Origin of the sequence: Nonomuraea sp. NPDC051191, from assembly GCF_044455665.1 — a bacterium.
Taxonomy (GTDB): Bacteria; Actinomycetota; Actinomycetes; order Streptosporangiales; family Streptosporangiaceae; genus Nonomuraea.
The window spans coordinates 117,116-130,277 of the sequence record NZ_JBITEZ010000020.1 but is presented as its reverse complement, the minus strand read 5'-3'; the positions used below and the strand labels follow the sequence as shown (position 1 = coordinate 130,277).

15 protein-coding genes are annotated in these 13,162 nt (G+C 64.8%); 8 read left to right on the top strand and 7 right to left on the bottom strand.

Annotation, left to right across the window (positions count from 1 at the left end):
- The first annotated feature begins 6 nt into the window (after positions 1 to 6).
- Positions 7 to 681 (top strand): hypothetical protein, encoded by a 675-nt coding sequence (locus tag ACIA8R_RS43790; protein ID WP_397043559.1) that lies wholly within the window; start codon positions 7 to 9, stop codon positions 679 to 681.
- Between the two features lie 26 nt (positions 682 to 707).
- Here ACIA8R_RS43790 and ACIA8R_RS43785 read toward each other — a convergent pair whose 3' ends face one another.
- Positions 708 to 1,031 carry a hypothetical protein gene (locus tag ACIA8R_RS43785; protein WP_397043557.1) on the bottom strand — a complete coding sequence of 108 codons (324 nt, stop codon included), beginning with the start codon at positions 1,029 to 1,031 and terminating at the stop codon, positions 708 to 710.
- Positions 1,032 to 1,062: 31 nt separating this feature from the next.
- On the opposite strand from ACIA8R_RS43785, the gene ACIA8R_RS43780 reads away from it, so the two are divergent.
- From ACIA8R_RS43780 to ACIA8R_RS43760, 5 genes are read left to right on the top strand one after another with little or no spacing between them, the layout of a single operon-like run.
- Positions 1,063 to 3,873: a hypothetical protein gene (locus tag ACIA8R_RS43780; RefSeq protein WP_397043555.1), complete on the top strand. Its 2,811-nt coding sequence runs from the start codon at positions 1,063 to 1,065 to the stop codon at positions 3,871 to 3,873.
- A 29-nt stretch (positions 3,874 to 3,902) separates the two neighbouring features.
- A complete protein-coding gene (locus ACIA8R_RS43775) occupies positions 3,903 to 4,577 on the top strand; it encodes a hypothetical protein (protein ID WP_397043553.1) in 675 nt (224 codons plus the stop codon).
- On the top strand, positions 4,574 to 4,912 hold the full coding sequence (locus tag ACIA8R_RS43770) for a hypothetical protein (protein ID WP_397043551.1): 339 nt from the start codon (positions 4,574 to 4,576) through the stop codon (positions 4,910 to 4,912). The genes ACIA8R_RS43775 and ACIA8R_RS43770 overlap by 4 nt, the downstream gene beginning before the upstream one ends.
- A gap of 9 nt (positions 4,913 to 4,921) precedes the next feature.
- Entirely contained in the window at positions 4,922 to 5,068 is a 147-nt protein-coding gene (locus ACIA8R_RS43765) for a hypothetical protein (protein ID WP_357699872.1), read from the top strand.
- Positions 5,069 to 5,072: 4 nt separating this feature from the next.
- Positions 5,073 to 5,876, top strand: coding sequence for an N-acetylmuramoyl-L-alanine amidase (locus ACIA8R_RS43760; protein WP_397043549.1), 804 nt, complete (start codon positions 5,073 to 5,075; stop codon positions 5,874 to 5,876).
- Between the two features lie 15 nt (positions 5,877 to 5,891).
- Here the strand turns inward: ACIA8R_RS43760 and ACIA8R_RS43755 are convergent, their stop codons facing one another.
- Positions 5,892 to 6,440: a hypothetical protein gene (locus ACIA8R_RS43755; protein ID WP_397043548.1), complete on the bottom strand. Its 549-nt coding sequence runs from the start codon at positions 6,438 to 6,440 to the stop codon at positions 5,892 to 5,894.
- A gap of 208 nt (positions 6,441 to 6,648) precedes the next feature.
- On the opposite strand from ACIA8R_RS43755, the gene ACIA8R_RS43750 reads away from it, so the two are divergent.
- The gene (locus ACIA8R_RS43750) at positions 6,649 to 6,903 is read left to right on the top strand and encodes a hypothetical protein (RefSeq protein WP_397043546.1); all 255 of its coding nucleotides are present in this window, start codon (positions 6,649 to 6,651) and stop codon (positions 6,901 to 6,903) included.
- Between the two features lie 90 nt (positions 6,904 to 6,993).
- Here ACIA8R_RS43750 and ACIA8R_RS43745 read toward each other — a convergent pair whose 3' ends face one another.
- The 5 genes from ACIA8R_RS43745 to ACIA8R_RS43725 all read right to left on the bottom strand — a co-directional run bounded on the left by ACIA8R_RS43745 (position 6,994) and on the right by ACIA8R_RS43725 (position 10,680).
- The gene (locus ACIA8R_RS43745; RefSeq protein WP_397043544.1) at positions 6,994 to 7,917 is read right to left on the bottom strand and encodes a hypothetical protein; all 924 of its coding nucleotides are present in this window, start codon (positions 7,915 to 7,917) and stop codon (positions 6,994 to 6,996) included.
- Between the two features lie 26 nt (positions 7,918 to 7,943).
- Positions 7,944 to 8,261 carry a PadR family transcriptional regulator gene (locus ACIA8R_RS43740; protein ID WP_397043543.1) on the bottom strand — a complete coding sequence of 106 codons (318 nt, stop codon included), beginning with the start codon at positions 8,259 to 8,261 and terminating at the stop codon, positions 7,944 to 7,946.
- Positions 8,262 to 8,315: 54 nt separating this feature from the next.
- Complete coding sequence (locus ACIA8R_RS43735; protein ID WP_397043541.1) at positions 8,316 to 8,723, bottom strand: ACT domain-containing protein; 408 nt, start codon at positions 8,721 to 8,723, stop codon at positions 8,316 to 8,318.
- Positions 8,724 to 8,877: 154 nt separating this feature from the next.
- Positions 8,878 to 9,246 (bottom strand): HNH endonuclease family protein, encoded by a 369-nt coding sequence (locus ACIA8R_RS43730; protein ID WP_397043539.1) that lies wholly within the window; start codon positions 9,244 to 9,246, stop codon positions 8,878 to 8,880.
- A gap of 1,095 nt (positions 9,247 to 10,341) precedes the next feature.
- The gene (locus ACIA8R_RS43725) at positions 10,342 to 10,680 is read right to left on the bottom strand and encodes a hypothetical protein (RefSeq protein WP_397043537.1); all 339 of its coding nucleotides are present in this window, start codon (positions 10,678 to 10,680) and stop codon (positions 10,342 to 10,344) included.
- A gap of 392 nt (positions 10,681 to 11,072) precedes the next feature.
- Here ACIA8R_RS43725 and ACIA8R_RS43720 point away from each other — a divergent pair, with 392 nt between their 5' ends.
- Positions 11,073 to 12,458 (top strand): NucA/NucB deoxyribonuclease domain-containing protein, encoded by a 1,386-nt coding sequence (locus ACIA8R_RS43720; protein ID WP_397043536.1) that lies wholly within the window; start codon positions 11,073 to 11,075, stop codon positions 12,456 to 12,458.
- The last annotated feature ends 704 nt before the right edge of the window (positions 12,459 to 13,162 follow it).

Genomic DNA, 13,162 nt, shown 5'->3' with positions numbered 1-13,162 from the left:
AAGATCATGTGCTCGATCACCGTGAACTGCTCATGTGTACAGGAGCCGCAGGAGCCGCCGCCTGCGGGCACGCCGGTGATGGTGCCTCCTCCTCCGGGAGCCCCGCTTGGCTGGGACGGCTGGATGTCGTCTGCTCACCCTGACGCGTGCACGAGTTCCGTCCAGCCTCCGGCCGAGGTCAGCGCGGTGTACATGGCGCGGCTGGTGCAGCCTGCGGGCCTGTCGATCAATGGTGTGTGGGTGACGACGTGCGCGCCGGCGTCCGGCCTCGTCGGTGGTGAGTCGAGAGTCGCCGTCTACGCGGAGGAGCTGGGCACCATGTCGGTGTACTCGTCGGTGCCGCGCACGGATGCGTTCTCGGAGCAGGGCAATCGCCGCTGGCGGCTGGAGTCCGAGCCGGGGGTACCGAATCCTGTGCCTGCTCCGACGGTGGATCGGTTCGTGTGGGTGGCGGTCCTCGTTGCCGCGTACACGACTCCGCCGAAGCTGCTGTCCACGAGGCCGGTTGAGCTGCCTGGCCTCCCGGGTGGTGACCAGTCCCTCAAGAACTCGCTGTTCGGCATGCGCAGCCGGGTAGGGCAGCGAGCGACGTTGCCCCCCGTTGAGCTGGTGTCCGGTGCCGCTGGGTACGGCGAGCTGCTGGATCGGGTGATCATGGTTACCGCTGACGACTGGAACTAAGGCAAGAGTCCCAGGTGAAGGTGAACTTATGAGGTCGGACGATGTCGCCGCCGCCACAGGCGGCGAAACCGGCCCTCACTTCGCTGGTGCAGGTCGTTGATGAGGCCATCCACGCTGCCCCCACGCACGTCGTGCAGGCCCATAAGCCGAAGCTGCACTTCATCCATCGTCGCGTCGGCGGGCAGTCCAATGCTGGCCAGGTAGGCGGCGTTGTCCGGGAAGTCGTAGTAGCGCGCGAGGTCATTGATCTCGATGGAGCGGGCCCTGATGGCGCCTGAGGGCAGGTAGCCAAACGTTATGTCGTCCAGCGACATACCACCAGCGGTGATCTTCGGCTGCTCATCTTCCACCCATACATGACACCACCAAAGGGGGTGAGTCGTGCAGGTCATCATCCCGGGCGAGCCGATGCGGTACGGGCTTCGTCTGGTCGCCTACCAGCCAAATGGGCCGCGTCTAGGGGTGCTCGGGCAGCATCTCGGATTCGAGACGGGCATGCCGCTCAACGACACGCCGAGTCTGAAGGTGACGTACTCCGGGCATGCGGCCGGTTCGCAGTGGCTCGCTTCGCCGTGTGAGGTGGCGGTGGAGTGGTCGGCGGGCGGGGCGTGGACGGAGCCGGCCAACGGCCGGTTCCTTCGGATCAAGAGGTCAGGTGACGGCGCGGACCAGGCGCTCAGCCGCTCCTACGACATGCCGGGCTACGTCTGGATGCTGCGCAAGCTGACCTTGTACCCGTCGATCGGGATGATCGACGGGAAGAGGCAGTTCCCGGCCACCAGCGTCGGCGACATCCTCTCGCAGATGATCGACGAGGCCAGAGGACGCGGCACGCTTCCCGGCCTGTCCTACGACTTCGACGCCGTCCAGGACTCCAATGGTCAGGAGTGGGCGGCCACGCTGACGCTCGGCCTCGACCCGGGCACGGATCTGCTGGCCGTGTTGATCAACCTCGGCGAGCAGGGCGTGTGTGATTGGCAGATGCAGGGCCGCACGTTGCAGGTGTTCAACCCCGACACCGTGCTCGGCCGTCAGCTCGGCTCCGGGCCCGCGCCGGTCGAGCTGCGTCTCGGGCGGGACGTCGACCAAGCCCCCGACGATGCGACGTTCGAGGACGCGGCGTCGGCGATCCTCATCACCGGCGAGGACGGCCTGTCGGTCGAGGTGACCAATCCCGGTGCTGCCGCGCCGTGGGGGCGGTGGGAGGCGGTCCAGTCGCAGGGCGGGGTGAAGGACGAGGGCACCGCACGTCTGCTCGCGCAGTATGCCCTCGACCGCGCGTCGGGGGAGCGGGTACAGCTCACCCGGCAGATCACGCCGTACGCGGCCCGGTTCCTGCCGCTGCGCGACTACCGGCTGGGTGACACGATCCGCGCCCCGGGTGACCAGGCGGTCATGCAGGCGCTGCGCGTCCGGCAGATCACTCTGTCGGTGGACGGCGACGGGCTGATCAGCGGGAACCTCGTGCTCAACGATCGGTTCTTGGAGAGGGACATCCGCCTCGCGCGGCGCGCGAACGGCATCCTGTCCGGCGGGGTGTCGGAGGGCGGGAACGGCGGCGAGCCGGCGCCGGAGAGCAAGGACCGTGTCCCGGCCGCCCCGACCGGGCTGGTGGTGAATCCGCAGGCGTACCTCGACGCGGAGGGCTACGCGCACGGGCTGATCACGGTGTCGTGGCTGCCCGTCTCGACGGACGTGAACGGCGTCTCGCTGTCAGTGGACGGGTACGAGCTGATCGGGCAGACCCCGCCCGGGACCGGCGCGGAACGGGTGCTCGGTCACACCGACGGCACCTCGATCTCCTACAGCCCGCTGACCCCCAAGAGCCAGTGGCGGTTCGGGGTGCGCGCCACCAATCAGGGGGTCAAGGGGCAGCTCGCCACCTCGGCGGTCATCACCATTCCGGACGACGAGACGCCGCCGCCAAGCCCGTCGACGCCGGTGGTGGACTCCCGGCTGGGGATTGTCCGTGTCACCTGGGACGGGCTGACCAGCTCTGGGACGGGCATGCCTGTTGACTTTCACCGGGTGTTGATCATGATGCGTGACCCGCTCGACCCGGATGATGAGGGCCAAGCGGTGGAGTGGCTGGAGCTGGCGGGGACCGCGGTCGTGCCCGGCCTCCCCTACAACGCCGACAGGGAGTTCTGGCTCGTCGCGCTCGACCGGTCGGGCAACGTGTCCGGAGAGTCGGCGAGGGCGGTCGCGTCCACGCACCCGCTGGTGGACACCGACCTGATCGGCGAGGTGATCGACGGTGCCGAGCACATCATCTCGGGGTCGATCCCGGCCGACGCGAAGATCGTCGCCGGATCGATCACGGGCGGGCTGATTCAGGCGCTGGCGATCCAGGCCGGGCACATCCAGGCCAACGCTGTGACGGCCGACAAGATCGTGGCTGGGGCGATCCAGACGGGTCACCTGGCCGCTGCGGCGATCACGGCTGACAAGCTGGCGGCAGGGTCTGTCACCGCCAGCACGATCGCCGCCGACGCGATCACCGGCAAGACGATCACCGGGTCTGTCATGCGCAGTTCGGCCACCGGCCGGCGCTTCGTGCTCGACTCCAGCACGTTGGACCTGCGCTTCTACCCGGCGAGCAACAACAACTACACCAGGATCTACGCCGAGGATGGCTGGTACCCCGGCGAGACAACGACGTTCATCACCAGCGGCACCAACCAGTCCGGGACCGCGCGGGCGGAGCTGCAGGTCGCCGCGGGCCTGGTCCGGCTGGGCATTCGAGACTCATCGTTCTCCAACCGCCAGGGCGGCGGCCTGGACGTGGCCGAGGGCTACGCGATGTTCGGGTACTCCACCGGTAGCTCGTCGTTCGACACGTTCATCTACCTCAACAGCACGGGCCGGTTCTACATCAGGGGCCGGGTGTGGGACGCCAACGAGACCTCCCCATACGACGCGTTCGCCGCCGGGTCCGTCTCCGTGGGCGGGGCCGCGTCCCCGAACTGGGCCATCTACCGCTACGGGCCGCCCAGCTCGCCGACCTCGATGGCCACCAACATGGGGCCCGTCGTCGCGCTGCGCGACGGCGGCTCGGGCGGCCCATCGGCGTTCACCAACAACTACGTGCCGAAGGCGTGGGCGCTCACGGCGTCCGACACCAGTGGTTTCCAGGTGAACCTCGCGAACAGCACGTCGTTCGCCTTCTACTTCTGGGCCCACCGGCATTGATCACGACACCAACGGGAGAAGGGACCGGCATGCCGCAGGTCATACAGGTGTGGGACGCCGAGCTCGGCTACTCGCGTGCCGCGATCGAATCACGCAAGGAGGGCGGGCCGGTCGAGATCGACCCCGGCGCGCCCGGTGCGGAGCCGATGTGGGGGATCTGGATGACGAACGGCGCCGGCGGCGTCGGCGTGATGGTGATGCCGCACGCGCTGTTCGAGTGGAGGTCGGCCGCCTACGGCATCGACCCCGAGGACATAACGACGTTGCTCGACGTCGCGCTGCACGAGATGGGCATTCCGTACGCGGATGACCCTCCGACCCTGCCGGATGAGGCGCATGCCGCGATCCTGGACGCCACCCGCGACCTGCCGACCTGCTGGACGCCGGGCGTGTCCGACGCTGACCGGCTGGCCGCTCATCTGGAGCGGATCCGGCTGGTCAAGGAGCACCGCTTCGCGATGCAGGCAGCTCCCCTCCACGATCGACAGGGCGCGCTGACCTACGTGGGCGCCGCCCGCGCGGCGTCGGCCGACCCGCTGGACCCGATCACGAGCCAGGCCCGGATCGACCCGATCAGGGTGGAGGCCAAACGCATGGCGATCGAGTGGGGCAGAGAGTCGTCGGTGCGGACGGTTCCGCCGAGCTTCGCGCTGAAGCCGCCGCTGACGTTCCTCAGCGCCGCCGAGACCGGGGGCAGCTCGTGAGCGAGGATACGCCGAACCTGGCGCTGGCCCTGGCGGAGCTGCGCGGCGCGGTCGAGCTGGGGTTCGAACGGACGAACGGATCCACCGCTTTAATCCTGCAGCGACTGGACCAGGTCGATGACCGGCATGCCGAACTGGTCAAGCGCGTGGAGCAGAATCAGGCCGCCGCCGAGCTCCGTCATGTCGCGATGGAGTCCCGGCTCGACGCGCTGGAGCGGGAGGCCGTGACGCGCGGCCAGCTCGCGGAGCGGACTCGGCAGATCATCGCTGTCGTCACCATCGTGGTCGCCGTGGCGGGCACGGTGATCGCGCTCATCCAGCTCACCCGAGGCTGACCCGCGGCCTTGACTTCCCCTCCCGTCGGCACGGTCTTCCCGTGCCAGGACGGCGTGCTGCTCGTGCCCGCCGTCCTCCCGATCCATGTCCCCGCTGCCGCACTCGGCCTCACCGTGGCCGAGTGGCTCAACCTCCAGCCCTCAGAGAAGAGGTGACCCCGTGAAGAAGGTTTCGCGTGCCTCCTGGAACGCGATCGCACCGTCCGGCCCCTACAGCCGCATCAGCTCGCCGCGCGGCGTGAAGATCCACTACACCGGCGGTCCGGTCCCGGCCGACATCGCCGGGCCGACCAAGCACCGGCTGTGCGTGCAGCACGTCCACCAGATCCAGCAGATGCACATGTCCGGCGGCCGGGGCGAGACGTACATCGACATCGGCTACAACCTGATCTGCTGCCCACACGGCTATACGTTCATCGGCCGAGGTGTGCACCACCTGCCGGCTGCGAACGGGCCCGGCCTCAACTCCGGTCACTACGCGGTGCTCGGCCTGGTTGGCAGCTCCGGGTTCACGAAGCCGAACAACGCCCTGCTCCACGCTCTGCGGGACGCGATCGAGTACCTGCGCGAGGAGGGCGGCGCGGGGAACGAGATCAAGGGCCACCGCGACGGCTACTCCACCTCGTGCCCCGGCGACGGGCTGTACGCGTGGGTGAAGCGGGGCGCCCCACGGCCGGATGAGCCGCTGGAGAAGCCCATCAAGATCACGTACGAGGACGGCATTCCGCTCTGGCCCGGCCGCGTTATCCGGCTGGTGGACCCGTGCATGCAGGGCAACGACGTCAAGACCTGGCAGTACAAGCTCCGCAAGCGGGGCTGGACCATCGACGTGGACGGCATCTACGGGCCGAAGTCGAAGGCCGTGTGCGCCAGCTACCAGGACAAGGTCGGCGCGAAGCCGACCGGCGTCATCGACGAGACGACCTGGGATCTCACCTGGTCGTGGAAGCCGCCAGCAGTGTGAGCGATGTGCTGGAGCTCATCCCGATGAGCCTTGGACGGGCGTGCGTATGTCAGCCTGCAGGGGTTGGTGACCTTGATGTTGATGCATCGAAGTCCGTGCGCGAACCTGGTTCGAGGCGGCCTCGACGAAGGCCAGGAGCGCGAGCTGTGATTGCTCTGCCTGCTGATCTCTCGCGGCTTCATCTACGGCACGGTGGATGGCGGTGGTGGCCTCCAACGCCTCCGAGGCCAGCCGATTGAGCTCATCGTCCGAGTTGAGCAGTCGGAGCCTGAACAGCGCCGCCTTGGCCTTCGTGCGTTCGTTAAGTGACTCAGTGCGAGCGTTGATATACGGCGCCCCGCTCGGGTCTTCGCGCTTGCGATACCAGCGAGCGCTCTGGCTGGATCGGTACGAGGTGATGGCGCCGGCGAACGCGCTGTAGGCGGCGAGCTGTTCCTGCCAGAGCCGCTCATCGCGGGCTTCTATTCGTGCTTGCTTTGCCGCGCGTCCCTGGAAGAGGTAAGTGGCGGCGGCGCCGAGCAGTGTTCCGGCGATGGCGATGAGGCTCGTGATCGCAGTCTGCACCCCGTCAGTTGAGCATGCTCTGCGTGGTCCTGGGAGGGGCCTTGTAGGTGACCTCTCAGATCGCCGATCCATCGCACGTCCGCGGCGCATGCTCCTCGCCGCGTCCCTGCTCGCGCATCAGAGGCCCTGCTGTACGAAGCGCACTGATCTTGCTTGGCCTGCCCATCTGGGTGGGCCTTTCGCATGTCTAACCCCATTGGAGGAACCCATGCATGGAGAACCCGTCAGCTACGGCAAGCCGGTAGAGCGGAAGGTCACCGCCGCTACGGCCGGGTCTTACCTCGGCCTCTTGGCGGTTCTGACCGTCCTGCAGACCGTCAACGCCGACCTCGACCTCATCGCCGGGCTGCCGGACTGGCTGGAGTCGCTCGCGGTCCCGCTGCTGCCGGGCCTGATCACGTTCGTGTCCGGCTACAAGTCCAAGCACACTCCGAGGCCCGACCTGCCGTCGGAGCAGCGATAGCTTCGTGAAAGGCGCCCGTCACCCTCCAGGGTGGCGGGCGCTTTTTCGCGTTGAGGCTAGGTCTACTGGGGGCGAGGGTTCGGCATGTGCTTACTCGGTGGATTTACGGCCACGTCTGCGAGCTTTCACGCTCACACCCCAGCGGTTCCGGAGCCATTCGACACCCGCATAGAATGCTACAACGGCGGGGATTGTGTAGAACGCCGATCCCCAGCCCTGCTGAAGAAGCACGTTAACAAGCGCGACAGCCATTACAGGGCCGAGAAGGCCCCAAGTACGCCAATCCGAGGCAAGCATCCAGCATGCCGTCTTGTGCAGCCGGTAGAGACGGGGTCGGCTCGGTGACTGGATGGCAGCGCGAAGCGCAACGACGTGCGTTATCTGCTGAAAGGCATACAGAAAAAGCATGGCCTTAGTGGCCCCAGCCTGAGTCAGATCGTGTAGCTCGGCGCGCAGTTCTTCAGCGTATCGCGTGCGCTGCGGTATTGGCAGTAGCGTGATCTGCCAGCAGATAAGGCGTTCGACCGATTCAGGCACTCGGATGTTCTTTTCTGGGTCCCGCTTGGTCGGGGTGACACTGCCAATCGCGCTTTCATCGCCCAGCAGCTCCAGCGTGCCCTGCACATGGCTTAGGGCATGTCTCAGGAAATGGACATGCAGAGATGCCGCTTCACGGTAAGCATCTTGGCCGTATGTTTTTGCTTTGTCTAGCGTCAGAGAAAGGTCGGATATCAAAGTTAGAGCTGAACCGATATGTTTAGCAGCGGGATTGCACCACCCACTCTGCGCGAGATCGCTGGCTAGCTCCACATAACCACTGGCGAAATGCGCACACCTTTCTGCCTCTTCCAGTCCAAATTCAAGCTCACGAGGCCGGGGCGCGAGCATGAGCCCCTTATAAAGGTTGGAAATTTCGCGATGGATTTGGCCGAGGTTTTCATAAACCTCCAAGGCGAGAGCGCTTCTGTCAGGAAGGCTTCCGACGGTCGCCTCAGCAAAGACTTGCTCGCTCACGGATTCCTGTTCGGAGGCATTCCCCGTCACGCCTCCCCCCAGAGAGTTTTGGCGCGAACGCCGAATAGGTCGCTCACCTTGGTGTGAGCCTGCGCGAGCTGGAGCCGGGCCTGCTCTGCCCCATCTGGTGTCATGCGGTAGTAGCGGCGGCGGGGTCTACCGGCCTCGTGCGGATCGACGTCCTCGAAGCGTGATTCCAGCCATCCGATGCCCTCAAAGCGGGCCAGGATGGGGTGGATGGTGCCGGGCGCGAGGCCGGCGGCCTGGCAGATCTCCAGCCCGTACATCTCGCGTGAGGGGTCTTCAAGGAGAGCGCGGAGGACGAGTTGGGTGGGGATGGTCATGCGGGGCTGCTTACCCATGCTCTAACTCTAACTAGGGGCTAGTTAGAGTTCTACCTAGTGCTGTGGCCGGAAAGGTTCACCGGCCTCGCGGGTCCCACTCTGCACCTGGTGTCCAGCTTCCTCCAGGGCGGTGACGGCCTGCTGTTTTCTCTGCAGTGGAACCAGGACCAGGTCGGCGTCGAACGTCGAGGCGACGAACACCGGGATCGCCGCCTCTGCCAGCGGCTTGGTGATCGCTACCAGCATCCCGGGAACGTCCAGATCGTGGGCTGTCGCACCGCTGTAGAAACCGATCCACCGTTCCCCTGACTCCAGAGGCCGGACCGCACGGACAACGGTCAGCCCTTCGGGCGCGCGAACAAGCACGATCCAGTCATCCTCGGGCGACGCCGCGTGCGGCAGCTGCTCGATGGCGAACTCTGGAGAGACGATTCGCAGGTGTTGGGTCGTGAACGAGTTCATGGACGCGTGTCTACCAGAGATCCTGCGCCCCACCCGCTCATGGGGCCGGTGGCACCCGGCGAACGTTTCCGGTCACAGCACTAGTTGAGGAAATCCCGCCACAACCGAGGGGTCCGTCGTCCTCACGGGACGACGGGCCCCTCCAGTGCACGAATCAGGGCGCTTGAGGCAGTGGGGCGTTCGGGCAGCCCTGGGCGACTTCGGCGAGCTTGGCCTTCTCGGCGTCGTCCACGCTGAGCTGCCAGTGGCGCTTAACCGCCACCCATTCGGTGATGTACCGGCAGCGGACCTGCTCGATGGGCATCCATGCCGACGGGTCCTTGTCTGCCTTTTGCCTGTTGCTCCGCGCCGTGACGGCGACCAGATGCTCCGGCCGCTGCAAGTAGTTGGCGTACTCTTCCCGCCGCTGGGCGTCCCATGCCGAGGCGCCGGAATCCCAGGCTTCCGCCAGGGGCACGAGATGGTCGACGTCCAGTTTGCTAGCTTCTATCACTATTTGATCGTCATAGTACGAATACCACACGCCTCCGCTCAGCGTGCAGCTCGGACCGACTGTGGGCGGGTCTATGGCCTCGGAGATGAGTACCTCATATCGCGCCGAGCATCCGTTTGCGTCGGCGTCGACCCAGTGCTTGAAGCTAGTCCGCTTGTAGCCTTCCCGAGATTCTGCGGCGACTGTCAGGTCGTCTACGGCAGTTCGGAGCAGGGGTGGGGGTGCGGCGTGGTGGATGCGGTGTGCGTCTGCATTGGCAAGCCCGGGTGCGGTGAGTAGGCCGGCCAGGATGGCGATGGCAAGTGCGGGGCGCCACAAGGGGAGAGGCATGATCCACCAACTACTCTCTGAGGTTGAATAAATACAAAGAGTAGTAATGACTGCTTGGGTGCAGCCACTGCCGCCGCAGTTACAGCCCCGTGCCGCCCAGTCAAGACACAGCAGCGCCCCGCCAGCCAAGGGAGGCGGGGCGCTGCTGTCTGTTCACGTCACGTCTTCGTAGTGCCACCCCCGTTCTCGTCGGAAGTGGCAGCAGATGGGCCTGCTAGCCGTGGGGGCGGAAGGGCAATGCCCTCGTCCGCCTGCGTCATCGTTTTGCTCCACCGGACGCGAAGACCACGTGGACTGACCGTCGCCTCGAACTCGTTGATGTCGGGTGCCTTCAGTGCGCGATTACTCATCGAACGCACTCCGAGGAGGACGGCTCCGACCACGAGCGCCAAGACCACGATTCCCCAGGGACCAGCCGTCTGGAGCGTGTTCCAGAGGCTGGCCATCCTTGGTCTACGCGGCGAACTGGATGGCGATCTGGTTAGACGTCATCCTGTTCTCCCTTCTCACGAATGCGGATGGATGCACGGCATGGCACCCCTTGGGATGGTGAAGCTACCGATCGGGTCGTCCTCAGCGCGGCCCGCTCGGCGTCGCGAGCCAGAGGCGTCCAAGTGCCTTCCCTTGCCTCGAAGCTGCCCAACGGAACATGCTTGGTTGATCAAGCAAGGCCAAAACCGCTGGGCGCGCTCACTACAGACTTCCATCTGTGAGCGCACGACGCGACCATTCTGCCTTCGGCGGTCATTGGTTCGCCTGAGGAATCGGGACATTCGAGTTGTGCGACTGAGCGGATCAGAGGTCCGGGCCGGCCTCGTCCGGCAGGGGCCCGAAGTGTTCTTCGACGGTGGCGTCATGGTGGCAGGTGAGCAGCCAGATGCGGGCCTGGGCGGCGTCGATGAACTCGTAGGTGTCGGTGTCACCCTCCCATTGGGACCAGCGGTGGAGCACCCATCGATTCTCAGGCGTGCGATAGAGGGTTTGGTGTTGGGCGGGGTCGCCGGTGAGCACGCTGACGAAGTCGATGCCGACCAGATGGGTGGCTTCGTCGTACCCCTCCGCCAGGTCGGGGTCGAACCAGCCATCGAGAGTCCAGCCGTCATCGTGGTTGCGGAAGATGTTCGTGCGCGCCACATGGTCGACTGTAGCGCTTAAGCGCTATGGACCTGAAGGCGAGTGAGTCGGTGACAAGACGATGGGCCCGCGCCACGGCGGCGCGGGCCCATCGTCTTGTTAGAAGGGCCAGCCGGCCGAGTGGCGGGCTTCCAGGATGGGGATCAGCTTGAAGGCCGCGTCAGACAGGCCGCCGAAGGTGTGCCGGGTGCCGACCCCGGATGGGCCCTGGCCGTGCTTGTGGCCCGCGAGGTTCCCGGTTAATCCGGCACCCGCGCCAGTACCCGGCCAGGCGGATCGCTGCCGTGGCAGCCTGCCCCACCCTGTTCGCCAATGAGGACGATGGCCCGGTCACGGAAGAGCCCGCTGACTGCCTCGCTGATGGAGTCAGCAGCGTGAGGCAAAGTCAAGTCTTGACCATCAGCGTTGGCTGGCTAATAGTTTCAGAGTCAATGTTGCCCAGCAAAGGAATCGTCATTCATTCGTTACGCACAGTCATCAGGCTTGTAGGCGCAATAGTTCTCTCCCTTGCCTTTCTCTCAACGCCTACTCATGCAAGCTCGTCCAGCCTCAACATCCCTGACGACAATCCAAAGTCAGTGGAAATGCGTAAATGGGCGGCCACCGCCATGGCCGACTCCAACAAGCTGCAGCCGGAGCCCTACGGATCCCCGAACCCGGCAATTGCTCAATCGAAAATTCCCACCTGTGCGCAGGTACGCGCTAACCCGCCGACAATCAGTGCGGAAGCCCGCGAGGCCGGCAGAACCGCTATCTGGTGCAGGAACACGGACACGGCACAACGTACGAATGCCGAGCCTCCTCCGCCAGCTCCGCCTGCAGAGATCCCCGACTGGTGCAGGAACGAGTTCGGTACTGCATGGGTCACAGACCGCGCCTTTGCGTGCAAGCGCTTCATCGACGACTATGATATTCTTCAGCCTCCGCTCATGGACAAGATCGGGCGTATCAAATTCGCCGTGTGGGACATGATTTACACGTCCCCAATCAGAGATTACGTCGTCCACCGAAATTGGGTCGCGCCATTTATCGTCGAAGGCGAAGCGGTCCGCTCAGGACGGTGGCTGCATGAGGTGTGTGACACGCAATGTGCACTCGATTCCGCAAGCGGCACGGGGCGCACCGCGCTGACTCTCAACCAATGGACTCTCGGCGAGGCGATCTGGGATTCGACTGTCAGCGCAAGAAAATCGGCGAAAATCTACACGACTATGGATGTGTGGCTTACGCATCCCGCTACGCCTGACATCGAGATCCCGAATGAGCTTGATGGTTCGCACCCGATTCGCTGCGACAATCAAGTTCTGAAGGGGTCCGATTCTGCGGGCAGTGCCTACACGCATGGCTGTGTCTTCTCGCAGTTCGTGCCTATCCTGATTTTCAGCCGGTCGCAGCTTCCCGAGCTCACTGACCATATCGGGTGGGCAACGCTTACTCGTGGGTTGGCAGGGCTATATGGCAGCGGCTTCCCCCTCCACCGCATCGTGGACGACGCTGATATCAATGGCAACCGAGACACTGCCTGCGAGAACGCACCGGACCCGCGGCCAAGCGGGCAGTCATGTGATGAGTATCCCATGGCGTCAACGCTGGAAGGCGCAGAGACGGGTGGCGGCTTCTATAGCTGCCGTATGATCAACGCCGTACAAAATTCCACCGGAGGCGGAATTCAAGGAGCCTTCGAAAATACAAAGAGACTTCTTGACATGGATGCTTTCTACGTATATGTCGATCCCCCCTACACCTCTTCGCCTCCCAACAAGAACGACTGCACATAGCGGACCGGGGTAGCGCTTATGTGTTAACGTCGGCGCCATGAACGCTCTGACGACCTGGCATGGACCAGTAAACGTCACGCACCATCAGTTGCTCATCGAAGGGGGCACAACGACCCCGCATCCCAACAAGATCTCAAATGCGCTTGTGGCGGCGTGGCGTGACGCAGCGGTGATCCTGACCGGCATCCACTCGGGAGTCATCGAGGTCACCGTTCAACTTCACTCAGGGCCTCCTCCTCTCCGAGTCAATGAGTGGGAGGAGGTCGCTGAAACCTCTCTCGAATCGTCTACCGGCCGCCTCGGCCTCGTTGGCCTCAGTTCAGCCACACCTCGGGGATTCGGCAACCTCGCGTGGGAAGGCGCGGGCGCATACCGCATTCGGGTCCATGCAAGAGGACGCGATACACAGGTCGATGGCGTAGCCCTTAATCCTGTCGAAACATTTCTCATTCAACTGTGGCGAGCGCCGGCCCAGCCGGATGCGATCCATAAGCAGAGCGACGCGTTCGGCAGAGGGTGGAGGACGAGCGCCGCCGACCAGCCAGACGAGACTCCACCTGCGGCTCCAAACCGCAAGCCGCGCTCGAAAGGCGAGGCCATGGATGATTGGGCACGCCCTCAACTAAGGCGCGAGTAGTGGAAGGACTCAACGAGAGCCGCTACAGGGGAACAAATGTCCACACATGGATGGGTGACGGCCTCCG

Coding starts and splice junctions, on each gene's coding strand:
- ACIA8R_RS43735 (WP_397043541.1), bottom strand. CDS start 8,723: ATGAACTCGTTCACGACCCAACACCTGCGAATCGTCTCTCCAGAGTTC.
- ACIA8R_RS43775 (WP_397043553.1), top strand. CDS start 3,903: ATGCCGCAGGTCATACAGGTGTGGGACGCCGAGCTCGGCTACTCGCGT.
- ACIA8R_RS43740 (WP_397043543.1), bottom strand. CDS start 8,261: ATGACCATCCCCACCCAACTCGTCCTCCGCGCTCTCCTTGAAGACCCC.
- ACIA8R_RS43790 (WP_397043559.1), top strand. CDS start 7: ATGTGCTCGATCACCGTGAACTGCTCATGTGTACAGGAGCCGCAGGAG.
- ACIA8R_RS43750 (WP_397043546.1), top strand. CDS start 6,649: ATGCATGGAGAACCCGTCAGCTACGGCAAGCCGGTAGAGCGGAAGGTC.